This is a genomic window from Curtobacterium sp. PhB170, from assembly GCF_003752345.1.
Lineage (GTDB): Bacteria > Actinomycetota > Actinomycetes > Actinomycetales > Microbacteriaceae > Curtobacterium.
In genome coordinates this window covers 438,938-456,353 of sequence record NZ_RJUM01000011.1, presented here as the reverse complement: position 1 = coordinate 456,353, position 17,416 = coordinate 438,938, and the positions used below count along the sequence as shown (strand labels likewise).

Genomic DNA, 17,416 nt, shown 5'->3' with positions numbered 1-17,416 from the left:
CCGCGCGCCCGGGCTCAGCCCAGGACGGTCGGCCCGGCCACCACGACGACGAGCACCGTCGTCATGGCGATCGCGAACGCCGTGAGCACGACCAGGAACGTCGTCAGGTGGTTCATCCGACCGCGCATCACTCGACCGTCACCGACTTCGCCAGGTTGCGCGGCTTGTCGACGTCGCAGCCGAGCTGCAGCGCGAGTTCGCGGGCGAGCATCTGCAGCGGCACGACGGCCTCGAGCGGACCCCACGGCGCCGCCATGGCGCCCCAGGCGAGTCCGCCGGAGCCGCGGCTGCCGAGCGCCGGGATGTCGGAGCCTTCGCCGCCGATGGTGATGACGAACCCGCCGCGGGCCCGGACCTCGGCGATCGCCGACTGGATCTTCGGCTCGCCGTGGTCGATCACGACGACGGGGGTGCCCTCGTCGACGAGGGCGAGCGGACCGTGCTTCAGCTCGCCCGCGGGGTACGCCTCGGCCCAGCGGTAGCTGAGCTCCTTGAGCTTGAGTGCACCCTCGGCGGCGTACGGCAGGCCGGCACCGCGGCCGAGGAACAGGAAGCCGGTGGCCTCCTTCACGCTCGACACCAGGAGCGGCATCCGGTCGGCGGACACCTGCGTGGCGTGCTCGATGCGTGCCGGCAGGTCGAGCAGTTCGTCGACGAGCGCGTGGGCACGTGCGACCTCGATGCGGCCGGACGCCACGAGCGCGGAGATCACCGCGGCGACGCCGACGACGACCTGCGCGGTGAACGTCTTCGTCGCGGCGACGCCGATCTCCGGACCGGCGTGGCAGTCGAGCACGGCGTCGGCGCGACGGGCGAGCGAGGAGTGCATGTTGTTCGTGAGCGCGAGCACCGGGTGGCGGTCCTCGAAGCGGTCGAGCGCGCGGAGGACGTCGGCGGTCTCGCCGGACTGGCTGATCGCGACGACGAGGGTGTCAGGGCCGAGGACGGCCTGGTCGGCCTCGCTGGCGACGACGATGTCGGTGGGGACGCCGCCGATGCCGCGCAGCGCGGTGGCGATCACCTGGCCGGCGTTGAGCGAGGTGCCGCAGGCGACGATCGCCAGGCGCTGGAAGGCTGGCAGCCCGAGGCCGACCCACATGCTGCCGTCCGCGGTGCGGCGGGCGATGCGGTCCAGGATCGTGCTGACGACGTCGGCCTGCTCGCCGATCTCCTTCGCCATGTGGTCGGGGTGGTCGCCGAGGTCCAGCGCGGTGGCGGCGAACGGCGACGGGGTGGGGAACGGCACGGGGACGGTGATCCCGTTCGACGACCAGGTCCAGGCCTCGCCGAGCTCGACGACGTCACCGTCGCGGAGCGCCACGAAGGTCTCGCACCACTCGGCGATCGCACCGATGTCGCTCGCCACGAAGTCGCCGCGGGCGGACCGGGCGACGACGAGCGGGGAACGGTCCGCGGCCACGACCATCCGGCCGTCGCGGGCGTCGAGGACGACGATCGCCCACGACCCCTCGAGCTGCGCGGTCGCGATCTGCACGGCGAGCATCAGGTCCGGGTCGACGGCCAGTGCGCGCTCGACGAGGTGCGCGATGACCTCGGAGTCGACCTCGGAGCGGAACCGGTGGCCCTGCGCTGTGAGCATGTCACGCAGGCGGTCGGCGTTCTCGATGATGCCGTTGTGCACGATGCTGATCCGGCGCGAGCAGTCGGCGTGCGGGTGGGCGTTCGCTTCGCGCACGGCACCGTGCGTGGCCCAGCGGGTGTGGCCGATGCCGACGCCGGTCAGGGCGTCGCCGGACCGGGCGGCGACGAGCGTGCGCAGGTCCCCGACGCGGGAGACCGAGCGGATCGTCTCGGTGCGTCCGGCGGCGGTCCGGACGGCGATGCCGGCGGAGTCGTAGCCGCGGTACTCGAGTCGTTCGAGTCCGTCGAGCAGGTAGGGCGTCGCGTCGTCAGACACGCGGGCCGCGATGATGCCGCACATCGGCTGTCCCTTCGGGGGAACGGGGTGGGGGAGTGGAGCGGGGGTTCGGCACCGACCGCCGTCGGGTCTGCCGCGCGTCCGGGCCCTCGCGGTCCTGACCGGCGCCCGTCCTCGGATCAGGCGAGGACGGACGACGGAGTGGGTGGGCCACGAGGTTCGGGTACCGGACGGGGTACCGCGGTCTGGCCCCTCGGGAGGGGCACGGCGGTCGGTGCATGAGAAGCCTCACCCGGCGACGCCGCCACGGCAACAGTCGTCGACTGCTCTTGCGGTTCCCCGCGTGCGGGGGACGCCGCGGTGCGGTCGCGTGCGGACTCCCGCAACGCACGCGCGCGACGCACACCGCGTCCTGGAAAGGGAAAAGGCGGACGGGAGGCCCGGTACCAGCTGGTACCGGGCCTCCCGTCCGCCTCGTGCTCGCGTCGACTACGTGAGCAGCGCGACCAGGTGGGAGCGCGACCGCGCGCCCACCTTGCGGTAGATCTGCGTGAGCCGCAGCTCCACCGTGCGCTGCGACATGAACAGCGACGACGCGATCTCGCGGTTGCGGTAGCCCTCCGTCACCTTCTGCACCACGGCGCGCTCCTCGGCCGTGAGCGAGGTGAGCACCGCCGAGGCGTCCGGAGCGCTCCGGGGCGTCCCCGGCATCGACGCGGACAGCACCGGTGCGGACCGGAGCGACGGCCCCGTGCCGAACGGCGGCATGGCCGCTGCCGGTGCGGGGGTGACGAGGGGACGGCGCATGCCGGCCGCCTCGTACGCCGCCGCTGCTGCCGCACCGAGACGCGGACGCTCGGCGGGGTTGCCGACCGTCGCGAGGGCCGCGAACGTCCGTGCCCGCTCGAACTGCGAGTCGTGCGGCTGGAACAGCTCCAACGCGCGGCGACGGGCGGTGTCCCGGGTGGTGTCGTCGGCGACGAGCGCGAGGCTCCTCGCCAGCACGAGCGCACCCCAGCGACCCGGTCGGGCGTGGTGGTCCGCAGCGAGCCGCGCGGTGATGGTACGGGCATCGTCGATCCGTCCGAGGCGTGCGTACGCCTCGACCAGGTCGCCGAGGTGCCGGAGCACCGCGGGGTTCCGCAGGGACCGACCGATGGCGTCCGCCGCTTCGAGTGCGGCGGCTGCCTCCTCCAGTCGGCCATCGAGCAGCAGGACCCGACCGCGGAGCGCGTGCAGCTTCGCCGTCGCACCCCACAGGCGGCTCGTCGAACGGTGCTCGAGGCACCGGTCCACGACCGCCAGGGCATCGGCGGAGCGCCCCTCGGCGAAGTGCCGCCAAGCGATCGCGATGGCCCGCGACGGCTCACGGAGCCGTTCGACCACCGAGGAACCGGCCTCCCACACGTCGATCGCGCGGAGCGCCTGCCGGAAGTTCCCGGAGCGCACCTCGTTCTCGGCGGTCAGGTAGCGGGCCGCCTCGGTCCACACCGGCGCCGTCTGCGGGCCACGGGCGAGGACGAGTGCGAACACCCGACGCGCGCTCCGGTACCGCTCAGCGATGCTCAGCGCGTGGGCGAGGAGCAGCAGGGCCGGGTCGGACATCGCCAGCAGCACCGACGTCGCGAGTCCGTCGTGCAGGTCGGTGTCGGACGGCAGGGTGCCGTCGATCGCGGCGATGAGCTCCCGCGCGGTCGTCGTGATCTCCAACGTGTGCGGAGACGCCGACGCCTCGAGGGGCTCGACGCGGTGCAGCAGGTCCTTCGCCTGGTCGAGCTCCCACGCCTCGGCACGGAAGCACGCCACCATGGCCATCAGCCCGGCGACCGCGTCCACGTCGGCCGGCTCGGTCGCGTCCACCGACACGAGGAGTTCGTCCGCGTGCACGGCGTCGCCACTGAGGTACTGCGCCGAGTACTGCAGGCGCAGCCGGCGGACCTCGTGCGCCGTCGTCCGGAACGGACGGAGCGCGGCGAGGTAGCGCGCGGCGAAGCCGAGCAGCCGGTTGCCGAGCAGGGCCTCAGCGACCCCGAGCAGCGCGACGAGCTCGTCCTCGGTGCCACCACCGACGTGCAGGGCACGCTCGGTGAGGGCGATCGCGGCGTGCACGTTGCCGTCCACCACGTAGGACCGTGCGGCGCCGAGCAGCGCGACCACGTCGGGGACGTCGTCGACGAAGCTCCGGTGCCACGCGGCTGCCCGGGGGTCGGACTCGGCGCTCGCCGTGGCCAGCGCGGCGTGCGCCGCGCGGCGGTCACGGGCGGGCATCCGCCAGTAGAGCGCGGACCGGACCAGGGGGTCGCGGACCGTCACGCTCTGGCCCCGCACGGTGGCGAGGCCTGCTCCGACCAGGTCGTCCAACTCGTCGCGGTCCCAGGCCGTGGTCTTCGCGACCGGCACCAGGGCGAGTTTCGCGAGGACGTCCAGATCTCGTCCCGCGGCGGACCCGAGTGCGAGGGCTGCGAGGGCCTCGGTCGTCGGAGTGGGTCGGAGCGGGAGCACGATCGGCTCCGCGCCGGTGAGCTGCTCGCGGCTGAGCACCGCGAGTTGTTCGCGGAGCGCGCCGGGGTTGCCACCGGTCTCCGCGGCGAGGACGGCGAGGACGCCGTCGTTCGCTTCTTCCGGTGCCATGGTCCGGGCGAGGACGAGAGCTTCGTCGGACGGCAGCGGCTCGATTCGGAGCGCCGGCAGGGCCGCGAGCGGACCGTCCGACGGCACCGAACGGACCGTCGCCACGACGCGCAGGGCGGTGCCTGCGAGTCGGCCGGCGAGGAACGCGATGAGCTCCTGGCTCTCGACGTCCATGCGGTCGAGGTCGTCGATCAGCACGAGCGTCGGCGGCAGGGTGAGGGCGTGCACGGCGTCGAGGAAGTCGTGCGCCGCCGCCAGCCCGGCGGTCACGGGGACCGCCGTCTCACCCGTCTGCAGGAGATGGGCGATGTGGGCCGTCGCACGAGGGTCGTCGAGCGCGGTGAACAAGGAGGTCACGCCGGCCAGCGGCCAACGGGATTCACTCCCGTTGACACCGACCCGCACGACGGGGAGGGAAACGCGGTTCGAGACCGCGTCGAGGACGCTGCTGCGTCCGGAACCAGGGTCGCCGACCACGACCATCGCGGACTCCCGAGGGAGTACAGCGAGGGTCGCAATCCGGTCGACCTCGAGACGTCGACCGGTGAGTGCCATGACTCACCGGCCTCCGGGCCCGGAAGCGGATCCTGCGGAGAGGTCGTCGGCGAACGCTGCGAGCGCTGCGACGGGGCGCCGTGAGGCGGACCGGACTGCTGCACGGTGGGTGGCCGTGTCGGAGTGCGGACGGATGGCGGCGACTGCGCGCGCGCCGGAGCTGTCGTGGATTGAATGCGGTCGACGAGTGAGGGTGCACTCGGTTCCGCTCGGGAACGATGATGTCATCGTCTGTATCACCCCTCGGGTTAGGGTCTTCGGACGAACACGAGAGGCCGTGCACGTGCACTCGGATCTAGGGAACCCAGGTGCTTGCGTGACCTTCCGTAGGAGCACGATAACTCAGGTCCTGACCATCTGAGCCGCCCCGCGCACCGCGTATCCGGCAACGGTGCCCCCAGTCCGGGGGGCCACGACGAGGGGGTGTCACCCGCCCGGGGGGTGGGTCTCGCCCGCCCGGAGGCCGGTCGGTGTACGAACGATGGTGATGTCCAGCGCTGACCCGACCGACGCCCGCCTCGACGACCGCACGCGTTGGAGGGCCTTCGCCGTGTGCGTCGCGGTGGCCGCCCTGACGATCCTCGACCTGTCGAAGGTCAACGTCGGTCTGCCGTCGATCGAGAAGTCCCTCGACGCCACCAGCTCGTCGCTGCAGCTCATCGTGGCGGGGTACGCGCTGGCGTTCGGCCTCGCCCTCGTGCCCGCCGGTCGGCTCGGCGACCTGAAGAGCCGCCGAGCCCTGTTCATCATCGGACTCGTGGCGTTCACCGTGTCGAGCCTGCTCTGCGCCGTGGCGCCGACCATCCAGGTGCTCATGGTCACGCGGATCCTGCAGGGCTTCGCCGCCGGCACCCAGATGCCGCAGGTGATCGGGCTCGTGCAGCAGTTGTTCCGGGGGCCGGAGCGCGGACGGGCCTTCGGGCTGTTCGGCGCCATGATCGGCATCTCGACGGCGCTCGGCCCGACGATCGGCGGTGGCCTCATCGCGATCGGCGGTGAGGAGAACGGGTGGCGGCTGTTGTTCTGGATGAACGTGCCGCTCGGACTCGTCGCACTGTTCTTCGCGATGCGGCTGCTGCCCAAGGGGGCGCAGGGACAGGCGAAGGACCGCGAGCTGGACATCGTCGGCATCCTGCTACTCGGCGCCGCCATCATCACGCTGATGCTGCCGTTCGTGCTCACCACGGGTGCCGGCGACTCCGGTGCCCGGTGGCTCTGGCTGATCGCCTTCGTCGTGTTCCTCGGCCTGTTCGTGCTCTGGGAGGTCCGGTACAAGCAGCAGGGCAAGTCGCCGGTGGTGCACTTCGAGCTGTTCCGGCTGTCGTCGTACCGCAACGGGCTGTCGATCGTGGCCGTCTACTTCGCGGCGATCCCGGCGTCCTTCCTGATGGTGACGCTGTTCCTGCAGGAGGGGCTCGGGCTGTCACCGCTGTTCGCCGGCATGGTGAGCATCCCGTTCGCGGCCACGAGCGCCGTGGGGTCCTACATCGGCGGACGGATCGTCGACCGGGTCGGGCGGGCCCTGGTGGTCTTCGGGCTCTTCATGGTCGTCGTCGGCTTCGTGCTCCTCATGCTCGCCGCGGTGCTGACCCCGCCGGAGGTCACGCCGTGGGCGATGGCCGGGGCGTTCCTGGTCGGCGGGCTCGGCGGCGGGTTCGTCGTGTCGCCGAACCAGACGCTCACCCTGGCCGAGATCCCCGTGGAGCAGTCCGGGGTCGCCGGGTCGATGCAGCAGCTCGGGCAGCGCGTCGGGACCGCGATCGGGACCGCGGTGGCGACGAGCATCTTCTACGGGATCGTGCGGGGTGCCGCTGCCGGGGGCTCCGGCGGGAGTCGGCTCGACGCGTACCACGACGCGTTCCGGAGCGGCACGACGTTCACGGTGTCGCTGATGGCCCTCGCGCTCGTGCTGGCGGTCGGGGACCTGGTGGTGCGGCGGCGTGCTGCCCGGCGTGAGTCGGCGGCGGCCTGATCGACTCGGAACGACACCCTCGACGTCGTCCGACGTCGAGCGTGTCGTTCGGGGTCGTGCTAGCGGCGGATGACCTCGACGACGGCGTCGTGCACCAGGCCGTTCGTCGCGAGTGCACTGCCGTGCCAGGCCCCGGGGTCGCCGTCGAGTGAACTGAAGCGGCCGCCGGCTTCTTCCACGATGGGCACGAGGGCCGCGATGTCCCACGGCTTCAGGTCGGGTTCGCCCGCGATGTCGATGACCCCCTCGGCCACCAGCATGTACGACCACATGTCGCCGTAGGCGCGCGTCCGCCAGACCTTGCGGGACAGGTCGACGAGGGACTCGAGCCGGTCGTCGTCGTCCCACTGCTGGATGCTGTTGTAGCTCAGGCTCGCGTCGGACAGGTCCGCGACGCCGGAGACGCGGAGGTCGCCGTCGAACGAGTGCGCGCCGAGGCCCTCGGCCGCCCACCAGCGCTTGCCGAGCGCGGGGGCGCTCACGACGCCGAGCACGGGGCGGCCGTCGACCGCCAGGGCGATGAGCGTCGCCCACACCGGCACACCGCGCAGGTAGTTCGCGGTGCCGTCGATCGGGTCGATGACCCACTGACGGTGCCCCTCGCTGGTCGCCTCGGCACCGGTGTCCGCCGTGGTCTCCTCGCCGAGGAACGCGTCGTCGGGGCGTTCCGTCGCGATCCGCTCGCGCAGGGCGTGTTCGACGGCCTGGTCGGCGTCGGTCACGTGCGTGCTGTCGGCCTTCTTCGACACGTGCAGGTCGGCGGCGCGGAACCGCTCAAGGCTGATCGTGTCGGCGATGTCGGCGAGCGAGCGGGCGAAGTCCAGGTCGGCGCTGAGGTCCACGGGTCGAGCGTAGCGGGGCTACGCGGCGACGACCTCTTCCTCTTCGAGCCGGGTGACCTCACGCTCGCGGGCGATGCGGGTGCGGCGGGCGACGAGGCCGTGCACGACCACGCAGAGCAGGACGGCCGCGGCGAGCCAGAGGGCGAGCACCAGGGACGACCGGCCGAGCGAGGCGTCCGGGAAGTACTGCAGGTCCTGTGCCGCCTGCAGCCACGCGGCGCCGCTCCAGAAGGAGTGGAGCGCGGAGAAGAACCCGGGCACGAACGACGCCTGGAAGATGCCGCCGGACGACGTGAAGTTGAGCATCACGAACAGCATGGTGAGCACGGGTGTCGTCCACCGCCCGAGGACCGGGTGCAGGCCGACGCCGATCGCGACGATGATCGCGTCGTACAGCCAGGCGAACAGGAACACCTGCCAGTGGTGCGTGGTGATGACGCCGTAGATCGGTCCGGCGACGATGATCCCGATGCCGGCGACGACCCCGGCGGTGGCGAGGCCGACCACCGCGGTCCACACCGCGCGGAGCTTCGTCGCGACGGACGCCACGGCGATGGCTGATGCGTAGCCGCCGACGCTCAGGGCGACGAGCAGGAAGAACAGCCCCTGCCCGGTGCTGTCCTGCTCGCCCGTGGGGACGACGTCGACGACCCGGAACGGCACGTGCTGCTCGTAGGCGATCGGCAGGAAGACCTTCTGCGCGGCGCTCGCGGTCGTCTCCGATGCCGCGGTCGACACGTAGAGCGTCGCGCCCGTGGTGGTCGGGGCGTACACGGCGGCCAGGTCGCGGTCGCGGATCTGCCGCTCGGCGTCCTTGGTCGACGCGACGACGTGGGCGACGAGGGCACCGTCGGACTCGTCGGTCACGGTCTGGGCGAACACCTGGGTGGCGGCGGCCTGCCCGACGATGCCGACCGGCAGTTCCTTCGGCGCGGGGGCGTGGAAGGCACCGAGGTACGCCAGGCCCATCCCGGCGGCGAGGAACAGCGGCACGAGGATGTGCGTGGCGAAGGTCAGGAGCACCCGTCCGAGGCCGGCCGGGCGCAGGACGCTGTCGGTGCGCTGCGGTCGGGGTGCTCGGGAGGACTTGTGGGTGGGGGAGTGGTGCGCGTGCGACGTCGTTGTCGTGCTCGAGGACGGGGCGTCGACGGCGGGGGTCGGCGCAAAGTTGTACTTTGCAACTTCAGACACGAGGGTCCACTGTACAACACCGCTGCACACTTGTCGACGTGTGCCGGGTGGGGACGGAGGGCGCTCGGGCACGGTTGGACGAGGTGCCGCGCCCGAGCGCCCTCCGCCGAGGTTCCGCAACATGCCGTGCGCGGTGCGCCGAGGTTCCACGATCGGCCCGAACCGACGAGGTGCCGCGCCCGAGCGCCCTCCGCCGAGGTTCCGCAACATGCCGTGCGCGGTCCGCCGAGGTTCCACGAACGGCCCGAACGGCGGCCGAGATGTGCAGATTTCGGAACCTCGACGGGCGCAACGGGTCCGACGGGGCACGGACGCGGGAGCGCGCGGCGGGCTACTCCAGGCCGGGGTCGGAGGCGCCCATGCCCGTCAGGAGCGCGCGGAACGAGTCGAGCCGTTCGACGCCGGTGACGCCGAGCTCGCCGTCCTGCACTCGGTCGACGATCTCCCAGTCGTGCGCCTGCGCCAGGGGGATGCCGTCCCGCGCAGGGCGAACCGGGATCGCGTGCGAGGCGAACGCGCGGAACACGTTCGCGGGGTCGACGTGCCCGAGGCCGAACGACCGCACGCCAGGGGTGTCGATGATCCACCCGCCGTCACGGACCCGCAGCGCGATCGACGACGACGAGGTGTGCCGCCCACGACCCGTCACCGAGTTCACGACGCCGATCGCCCGCGTCGACCCGGTCAGGGCGTTCACGAGCGTCGACTTGCCGACCCCGGAGTGCCCCACGGTCACAGTGACCTTGTCGTCGAGCAGGTCGTGCAGGGCCTCGAACGGGACGTCGTCGGACCGGCTCGTCACGATCCGGAGGTCGAGGCACGCGAAGTGCGCCAGGAACGGTCCCGGGTCGGCGAGGTCGGTCTTCGTGATGCACAGGATCGGGTCGAGCCCCGCGTCGAACGCGGCGACCAGGTACCGGTCGATGAGCCGGGTGCGGGGCTCGGGGTCGGCGGCCGCCACGACGATGAGCATCTGGTCGGCGTTCGCCACGATGACGCGCTCGACCTCGTCGGAGTCGTCGGCGCTGCGGCGGAGCAGCGTGGTGCGCTCGGCGACCTTCACGATGCGCGCCAGCGACCCGGGGTCGCCCGAGACGTCGCCGACGAGCGACACGTGGTCGCCGGTGACGACCGACTTCTTGCCGAGCTCGCGCGCCTTCGTCGCCGTGATGACGTGCTCGGCATCGGCATCGGCATCGGAATCGGGATCGGAGCCGGACCCCGTCCCCACCAGCACGCCGAACCGCCCACGGTCGACGTTCGTGACCCACCCCACGGGCGCGTCGTCGTACGTCGGCCGGGTCTTCGTGCGGGGCCGGTTGCCCTTCGGGTTCGGACGCACCCGCACGCTCGACTCGTCGTACTGTCCGTACGGCTCGTCCGCGTCGGAGTCGTCACCGTCGACGTCGTCCCACCAGCTCATGCGTCAGGCCCCCGCGTCCCCGGTCGAGACAAGCGCCGCCCACAGCTCGGGGAACTGCGGCAGCGTCTTGGCCGTGCACCCGATGTCGTCGACGGCGACGCCGTCGACGACGAGGCCCACGACGGCACCGGCCGTCGCCATCCGGTGGTCGTCGTACGCGGCCCAGTCGCCGCCGTGGAGCGCGGCAGGCTCGATGCGCAGGCCGTCGTCGAGTTCGTGCACCGAGCCTCCCGACCGGTTCACGTCCGCCGCGAGCGCGGCGAGACGATCCGTCTCGTGCCCACGCAGGTGGCCGATCCCGGTGATCTCGGTCGGCCCGCCGGCCAGCGCGGCCAGCGCGGCCAGCGCCGGTGCGAGTTCACCGCCGCGGCTGAGGTCCAGGTCGAGACCCGGCAAGGAGGCCCCACCCCGGATCCCGACGCCGCCGTCGACGACCAGGTCGTCGCCGTCACGGGCCACGGTCGCGCCCCACAGGGGCAGGAGCGTCTCGAGGTCGGCGCCGACCTGCGTGGTCTCGCGCGGCCAGGTGCGGATGCGGACGGTGCCACCCGCGACGAGCGCGGCGACCGCGAACGGCGCGGCGTTCGACAGGTCGGGCTCGATCGTGACGTCGCGCGCGGCGATCGGACCGGGGTGGACGACCCACTCGCCGACCGCGGGTTCGTCGACGGTCACGCCGCGGGCACGGAGCGCGGCGACGGTCATCTCGATGTGCGGCAGGCTCGGCAGACGTTCCCCGACGTGGGTGAGGTGCAGGCCCTCGTCGAAGCGGGGCGCCGAGAGCAGCAGGCCCGACACGAATTGCGACGACGCCGACGCGTCGATCGACAGGGCGCCACCGCGCACCGACCCGGTGCCGGTGAACGCGAACGGCATCGAGCCGTCGCCGTCGTCGGTGACGTCGACCCCCAGGTCGACAAGCGCCCCGATGATCGCGTGCATCGGACGCTTGCGGGCGTAGGGGTCGCCGTCGACGACGACCGGGCCGACCGCCAGGGCGGCCAGCGGCGGCAGGAACCGCATCACGGTGCCGGCGAGGCCGCAGTCGACGCGAACACCGCCGTGCATCGGTGCCGGGGTGATCCGGAGGTCCGGGCCGTAGGGGTTCGGCTGTGCACCAGGTGCCGGCTCGACCTCGTCGATCCCGACGCCGAGCTGCCGGAGCGCCGCGATCATGAGCGCCGAGTCGCGCGAGTGCAGCGGCAGGCGGATGACGGAGGGGCCGTCGGCGAGCGCAGCGAGCACGAGTTCGCGGTTCGTCAGCGACTTCGAGCCGGGCAGCGCGACGTCGCCGCGCAGGGGACCGCGCGCGAGCGGGGCGATCCAGGGGGCCGGGTCCGCGGCGGCCTGTGCACCGCTGCGGGAATGCGTCGTGTCTGCCATCGGTTCACAAGACTACTGAAACGATCGGGAGGACCCTTGGCGACAGCACTCGCACCCTCGCGGACGCGCCTGCCCGGCGTGTCCACGTCGCTCGCTCTAGACTGGCCCGCGATGACGACCGACGAGCCGCAGGCAGCACCGCACGACCTGGTCGAGGAGACCGAGGAGCAGCTCGACGCGGTCGAAGCGGAGGAAGAAGCGTCGTTCGTCGACGCGAAGACCGTGCCGGCCGACGAGCTCCGGGCCCTCTTCGAGACCCAGGCACTGCCCTTCATGGACCAGCTGTACGGTGCGGCGATGCGGATGACCCGCAACCCGGCCGATGCGTCGGACCTCGTGCAGGAGACCTTCGTCAAGGCGTTCGCCGCGTTCCGCCAGTTCAAGCAGGGCACGAACCTGAAGGCCTGGCTGTACCGGATCCTGACGAACACGTTCATCAACACGTACCGCAAGAACCAGCGGAACCCGTACCAGGGCACCATCGACGAGCTCGAGGACTGGCAGCTCGGCGGCGCGGAGAGCGTCACCCAGTCGATCTCCGCACGGTCCGCCGAGGCCGACGCGATCGACCACCTGCCGTCGTCTGCCGTCAAGGACGCGCTGCAGGCCATCCCCGAGGACTTCCGGATGGCCGTGTACTTCGCCGATGTCGAGGGCTTCTCGTACCAGGAGATCGCCGACATCATGAAGACCCCCGTGGGGACGGTCATGAGCCGTCTGCACCGTGGTCGCCGGCTCCTCCGGGGGCTCCTGGCGGACCACGCCCGTGAGACCGGCATCGTCCCGGACGCAGCGTCGACGGCGACGATGCGCGGACGAGGCCGGAAGACTGCCGCGACCGAGGGTCGCGTCGATGGGAAGGAAGCACGATGAGCGGCTGCGACTGCTCCAAGGCGAAGGCCGAGCTCGAGGAGTTCCTGCACGGGGAGCTCTGCCGCGAGGACGCGGCGGACATCCGTGAGCACATGGACGACTGCGAGGACTGCACGACCGAACACCGCGTCGGCGTCGTCCTGATCGAGACCGTGCGCCGCGCGTGCAAGGAGACCGCTCCGGAAGAACTGCGTGGCGAGATCCTCGCGCGCATCCGGCTGGAGCAGTCGACCCACTGAGGTCCTCCGCTCCGTCGTCACACGACGGGTCGGGTCGGTAGTGTCACGGACATGACCCTCCTCGTCGAGTCGATCACCACCTGGTCCGACACGGACGTCTCCGACGTCGCTGCCCTCGTCCGCCTGCTCGGCCACGAGGTCGACGACGCGGCGATGCGCGCACGCCTCGAACGGCTCACGCCCGAGGCCGGACACCGCACCTGGGTGGTGCGCGGCGACGACGGTCGCGCGGTCGCCGTCGCCGGCGCGCAGGTCACCTGGGCGTACGCGAGCGACGAGCCGACGGCGCAGCTCCTGCTGCTGGTGGTCGACGACACGGCCAGGAGGCTCGGCACCGGTTCCGCGCTCATCGGCACCTTCGAAGCATGGGCCGTCGAGCAGGGCGCGCGTCGCCTGAGCGCCGTCAGTGCGGCCGCCACGGACAGCGCGCACCGGTTCTACCAGAAGCGCGGGTACCACGACGCGGGTGTGCGCTACACGAAGATCGCGTAGCCGTCACGTTCCTCGCGAACGTCGAAGCGCCCCGTGCAGGAGTCCCTCGGACTCCCGCGCGGGGCGCTTCCTGACGCTCAGGCCGACGCGCTCAACGCATTCTCGATGACCTCGGTGGCTTCCTGTGCGGAACGCTTCGACGAACCGGTGGCCGGCGCGGCGCTCGCGGCACGGGCGGCGACCGACAGCGGCCGACCGTCGAGGTGCGGCGACAGGTTCATGCAGACGAACGGCCAGGCACCCTGGTTCTCCGGCTCCTCCTGCGCCCACACGACGTCGGCGTCCGGGTAGCCGGCCAACACCTCGAGGATGCGCTCGCGGGGGAGCGGGGCGAGCTGCTCGAGCCGGACGAGGGCGACGTCGGTCACCCCGCGCTTGTCCACCTCGGCGCGCAGGTCGTGGTGCACCTTGCCGGAGTGCAGGACCACGCGACGCACCGCCGCCTTGTCGGCCACGCGTTCGTCGTCGATCACTTCCTGGAAGGTGCCGTTCGTGAAGGCGTCGACCGCGCTCGTCGCCTGGCGCAGGCGGAGCATGGCCTTCGGGGAGAACACGATCAGCGGCTTCTGCGGACGCTCCCACGCCTGACGACGCAGCAGGTGGAAGTACGACGCCGGGGTCGACGGCCGGGCGACGACCATGTTGTCCTCGGCGCACAGCTGCAGGTAGCGCTCGATGCGGGCGGACGAGTGGTCCGGTCCCTGGCCCTCGTAGCCGTGCGGCAGCAGCAGGACGAGGCCGGAGCGCTGCCCCCACTTCTGCTCGGCGGACGAGATGAACTCGTCGATGACGGTCTGGGCGCCGTTCGCGAAGTCGCCGAACTGCGCCTCCCACAGCACGAGCGCCTCGGGCCGCTCGACCGAGTAACCGTACTCGAACGCCATCGCCGCGTACTCGCTGAGCAGCGAGTCGTAGATGGTGAACCGCGCCTGGTCCTCGGTGAGGTTCGACAGCGGCAGCCACTCCTGGCCGTTCGACCGGTCGTGGAACACCGCCTGGCGCTGGACGAAGGTGCCACGGCGGGCGTCCTGGCCGGCGAACCGGACGGGCTTGCCCTCCACCAGCAGCGAACCGATCGCCATGAGCTCGGCCATCGCCCAGTCCACACCGCCGTTGCGCGTCATGTCGGTGCGCTTCGACAGCAGCTGCTGCAGCTTCGGGTGGATCGAGAAGCCGGCGGGCGGGTTGCTGTGCGCGTCACCGATGGAGCGGACGAGCTCTTCCGACACTGCGGTCTCGCGGACCTCGACCTCGGAGTCGTCCTGCTGCGCCGCCGGGCGTTCGAGCCCCTGCACGGCACCGTCGTCGTCGACCTGGATCACCGGGATGGTGCCGGTCTGCGCCTCGTGCGTCTCGGCGAAGGCACGCTCCAGGCGGTCCTGGAAGTCGCGGTGCGCCTCGTCGTACTCTTCCTGCGTGATGTCACCGCGGCCGACGAGGGCCTCGGTGTACAGCGTGCGGACGGACCGCTTCGCCTCGATCAGGTTGTACATGAGCGGCTGGGTCATCGAGGGGTCGTCGCCCTCGTTGTGCCCGCGGCGGCGGTAGCAGATGAGGTCGATGACGACGTCGCGGTGGAACGCCTCGCGGTACGCGAACGCCAGGTCGGCGACGCGTGCGACTGCCTCGGGGTCGTCGCCGTTCACGTGGAAGATCGGCGCCTGGATCGTCTTCGCGACGTCGGTGGAGTACACCGAGCTGCGCGCCGACTCGGGCGGGGTGGTGAACCCGACCTGGTTGTTGATGACCAGGTGCACGGTGCCGCCCGTGCGGTAGCCACGGAGCTGCGACATCTGCAGCGTCTCGACGACCACGCCCTGGCCGGCCATCGCCGCGTCGCCGTGCACGAGCACCGGCAGGACGTTCGTCGAACCGGGGCCCTGCTTGTCCTGCTTGGCGCGGACGATGCCCTCGAGCACGCCGTCGACGGCTTCGAGGTGGGACGGGTTCGCCGCGATCGTCACGGGGATGCTCGAGCCGTCCGAGGTGCGGAACAGCCCTTCGGTCCCGACGTGGTACTTCACGTCGCCGGAACCCTGACCGGACACCGAGCCCGGCAGCGACGAGCCCTCGAACTCCCGGAAGATCTGGCCGTAGGTCTTGCCGGCGATGTTCGTCAGGACGTTCAGGCGACCGCGGTGGGCCATGCCGATCGCGACCTCGGCCAGGCCGACACCGGCGGCGTGCTGGATGAGCGTGTCGAGGAAGGCGATGGTGGATTCGCCGCCCTCGAGCGAGAAGCGCTTCTGCCCGACGTACTTGGTCTGCAGGAACGTCTCGAAGGCCTCGGCCTCGTTGAGCTTGCCGAGGACGCGGAGCTGCTCGTCCTTCGACGGCTTCGAGTAGGGGACCTCGATGCGTTCCTGCACCCAGCGACGCTGCTCCGGGTCCTGGATGTGCATGTACTCGATGCCGACCGTGCGGCAGTAGGCGTCGCGCAGGATCCCGAGGACGTCGCGCAGCGGAGCACTGGTCGTGCCGGCCAGCCCGCCGGTGACGAACTCGCGGTCGAGGTCCCAGAACGTCAGCCCGTGGCTCTCGATCTCGAGGTCGGGGTGCGTGCGCTGGCGGTACTCGAGCGGGTCGATGTCGGCCATCAGGTGTCCGCGGACCCGGAAGCTGTTGATGAGCTCCTGCACGCGAGCCGTCTTGTTGACCCGGTGCGCCAGGTCGACGTTGATGTCGTTCGCCCACTGGATCGGCTTGTACGGGATCCGGAGCGCGGCGAAGATGCCCTCGTAGAAGCCGTGCTCACCGATGAGGCGTTCGTGCACGTGCTTGAGGTACTCGCCCGAACCGGCGCCCTGGATCACCCGGTGGTCGTAGGTGCTGGTCAGGGTGATGGTCTTGCCGATGCCGAGCTCGACCAGGGTCTTCGACGCCGAGCCCTGGAACTGCGCCGGGTACTCGAGGGCGCCGGCGCCGATGATCGCGCCCTGCCCCTTGGTCAGGCGGGGGACCGAGTGCACGGTGCCGATGCCGCCCGGGTTCGTGAGCGAGATCGTGGTGCCCTGGAAGTCGGCCGGGGTCAGCTTGTTGTCGCGTGCCCGCTTGACCAGGTCTTCGTAGGCCGACAGGAACTGGCCGAAGGTCAGGGTCTCCGCACGCTTGATGCTCGGCACGAGGAGCGACCGGGTGCCGTCCTTCTTCGGGACGTCGATCGCGATGCCGAGGCCCACGTGCGCCGGGGCGACGACGAACGGCTTGCCATCGCGCTCCTCGTAGAACACGTTCTGGCTCGGGAAGTCCTTGAGCGCCTGCACCATCGCCCACCCGATGAGGTGGGTGAAGGAGATCTTGCCGCCGCGGGCACGGCGCAGGTGGTTGTTGACGACGATCCGGTTGTCGATCATCAGCTTCGCCGGGATCGTCCGGACGCTCGTGGCCGTCGGGACGGTCAGCGAGGCGTCCATGTTCGACGCCAGGGTCTTCGCCATGCCCCGGAGCGGGGTCGCCACGTCCTCGTGGGTCTCCTCGTGGTCGTCGGCGGCGTCGTTGGCCTCGGCCGGGATCGGCGGCGGGGTCGGCTGGCGCGACGTGGTCTTCGCCTGGATCGGCCCACCCTGCGCTGCCGCCTGCTGCTGCTGCGGGGCCGGCGCGTCACCGGTCGCGGGCTGCTGCGTGGTCGACTGCGCGGGCGTCGAGGACTGCTGGTCAGCTGCCGGAGCGCCGCCGACCTGCGTGCGGTGGTAGCTCTCGAGGACCGGCCACCAGGACTTGTCGACCGACTCCTTGTCCGCGACGAACTGCTCGTAGAGCTCGTCGACGAGCCACTCGTTCGCCCCGAATTCGCCCGCGGTCTCGTCCGTTCCGGTCAGATGGCTCGACACAGCCGATCGCCCACTCTCCGTCGATAGATGCTCGTGTGTGTCGTGCGGTGCAACCCTGCCCCGCACAGGTGCCAAGCCTAGCCGCTCGCACATGTCCGTTCGGTGT

12 protein-coding genes are annotated in these 17,416 nt (G+C 71.4%); 4 read left to right on the top strand and 8 right to left on the bottom strand.

Going from position 1 to position 17,416, the window contains the following annotated elements:
• Positions 1 to 14 precede the first annotated feature (14 nt).
• From EDF40_RS19530 to EDF40_RS12895, 3 genes are all read right to left on the bottom strand, one after another.
• Entirely contained in the window at positions 15 to 128 is a 114-nt protein-coding gene (locus EDF40_RS19530) for a Rax2 family protein (protein ID WP_240347339.1), read from the bottom strand.
• Positions 128 to 1,942, bottom strand: coding sequence for a glutamine--fructose-6-phosphate transaminase (isomerizing) (glmS, locus tag EDF40_RS12900; RefSeq protein ID WP_123339813.1), 1,815 nt, complete (start codon positions 1,940 to 1,942; stop codon positions 128 to 130). Before glmS ends, EDF40_RS19530 begins: the two co-directional genes overlap by 1 nt.
• Before the next feature lie 426 nt (positions 1,943 to 2,368).
• Positions 2,369 to 5,065: a LuxR family transcriptional regulator gene (locus EDF40_RS12895; protein ID WP_123339812.1), complete on the bottom strand. Its 2,697-nt coding sequence runs from the start codon at positions 5,063 to 5,065 to the stop codon at positions 2,369 to 2,371.
• A gap of 487 nt (positions 5,066 to 5,552) precedes the next feature.
• Between EDF40_RS12895 and EDF40_RS12890 the strand changes: the two genes are divergently transcribed.
• Positions 5,553 to 7,037, top strand: a complete 1,485-nt coding sequence (locus EDF40_RS12890) for an MFS transporter (RefSeq protein WP_123339914.1) — start codon at positions 5,553 to 5,555, stop codon at positions 7,035 to 7,037.
• Positions 7,038 to 7,096: 59 nt separating this feature from the next.
• Here the strand turns inward: EDF40_RS12890 and hisN are convergent, their stop codons facing one another.
• From hisN to aroA, 4 genes are all read right to left on the bottom strand, one after another.
• Positions 7,097 to 7,879, bottom strand: coding sequence for a histidinol-phosphatase (gene hisN, locus EDF40_RS12885; protein ID WP_123294773.1), 783 nt, complete (start codon positions 7,877 to 7,879; stop codon positions 7,097 to 7,099).
• 18 nt (positions 7,880 to 7,897) lie between these two features.
• Positions 7,898 to 9,070 (bottom strand): hypothetical protein, encoded by a 1,173-nt coding sequence (locus EDF40_RS12880; protein ID WP_148053832.1) that lies wholly within the window; start codon positions 9,068 to 9,070, stop codon positions 7,898 to 7,900.
• 331 nt (positions 9,071 to 9,401) lie between these two features.
• The gene (gene rsgA, locus EDF40_RS12875) at positions 9,402 to 10,493 is read right to left on the bottom strand and encodes a ribosome small subunit-dependent GTPase A (RefSeq protein ID WP_123339811.1); all 1,092 of its coding nucleotides are present in this window, start codon (positions 10,491 to 10,493) and stop codon (positions 9,402 to 9,404) included.
• 3 nt (positions 10,494 to 10,496) lie between these two features.
• Positions 10,497 to 11,876 (bottom strand): 3-phosphoshikimate 1-carboxyvinyltransferase, encoded by a 1,380-nt coding sequence (gene aroA / locus EDF40_RS12870; RefSeq protein ID WP_123339810.1) that lies wholly within the window; start codon positions 11,874 to 11,876, stop codon positions 10,497 to 10,499.
• Positions 11,877 to 11,987: 111 nt separating this feature from the next.
• On the opposite strand from aroA, the gene EDF40_RS12865 reads away from it, so the two are divergent.
• Genes EDF40_RS12865 through EDF40_RS12855 form a run of 3 tightly spaced genes read left to right on the top strand, consistent with a single transcriptional unit; the run spans position 11,988 to position 13,480 of the window.
• Complete coding sequence (locus tag EDF40_RS12865; RefSeq protein ID WP_111086427.1) at positions 11,988 to 12,749, top strand: sigma-70 family RNA polymerase sigma factor; 762 nt, start codon at positions 11,988 to 11,990, stop codon at positions 12,747 to 12,749.
• Positions 12,746 to 12,988 (top strand): zf-HC2 domain-containing protein, encoded by a 243-nt coding sequence (locus EDF40_RS12860; protein WP_111086426.1) that lies wholly within the window; start codon positions 12,746 to 12,748, stop codon positions 12,986 to 12,988. Before EDF40_RS12865 ends, EDF40_RS12860 begins: the two co-directional genes overlap by 4 nt.
• A gap of 51 nt (positions 12,989 to 13,039) precedes the next feature.
• Entirely contained in the window at positions 13,040 to 13,480 is a 441-nt protein-coding gene (locus tag EDF40_RS12855; RefSeq protein WP_123294768.1) for a GNAT family N-acetyltransferase, read from the top strand.
• 77 nt (positions 13,481 to 13,557) lie between these two features.
• On the opposite strand, the gene EDF40_RS12850 is transcribed toward EDF40_RS12855, so the two are convergent.
• On the bottom strand, positions 13,558 to 17,310 hold the full coding sequence (locus EDF40_RS12850; protein WP_185003030.1) for a multifunctional oxoglutarate decarboxylase/oxoglutarate dehydrogenase thiamine pyrophosphate-binding subunit/dihydrolipoyllysine-residue succinyltransferase subunit: 3,753 nt from the start codon (positions 17,308 to 17,310) through the stop codon (positions 13,558 to 13,560).
• Positions 17,311 to 17,416: the final 106 nt, after the last annotated feature.

Coding starts and splice junctions, on each gene's coding strand:
- EDF40_RS12890 (WP_123339914.1), top strand. CDS start 5,553: ATGTCCAGCGCTGACCCGACCGACGCCCGCCTCGACGACCGCACGCGT.
- aroA (WP_123339810.1), bottom strand. CDS start 11,876: ATGGCAGACACGACGCATTCCCGCAGCGGTGCACAGGCCGCCGCGGAC.
- EDF40_RS12865 (WP_111086427.1), top strand. CDS start 11,988: ATGACGACCGACGAGCCGCAGGCAGCACCGCACGACCTGGTCGAGGAG.
- EDF40_RS12855 (WP_123294768.1), top strand. CDS start 13,040: ATGACCCTCCTCGTCGAGTCGATCACCACCTGGTCCGACACGGACGTC.
- EDF40_RS12860 (WP_111086426.1), top strand. CDS start 12,746: ATGAGCGGCTGCGACTGCTCCAAGGCGAAGGCCGAGCTCGAGGAGTTC.
- glmS (WP_123339813.1), bottom strand. CDS start 1,942: ATGTGCGGCATCATCGCGGCCCGCGTGTCTGACGACGCGACGCCCTAC.
- rsgA (WP_123339811.1), bottom strand. CDS start 10,493: ATGAGCTGGTGGGACGACGTCGACGGTGACGACTCCGACGCGGACGAG.
- EDF40_RS19530 (WP_240347339.1), bottom strand. CDS start 128: ATGCGCGGTCGGATGAACCACCTGACGACGTTCCTGGTCGTGCTCACG.
- EDF40_RS12895 (WP_123339812.1), bottom strand. CDS start 5,065: ATGGCACTCACCGGTCGACGTCTCGAGGTCGACCGGATTGCGACCCTC.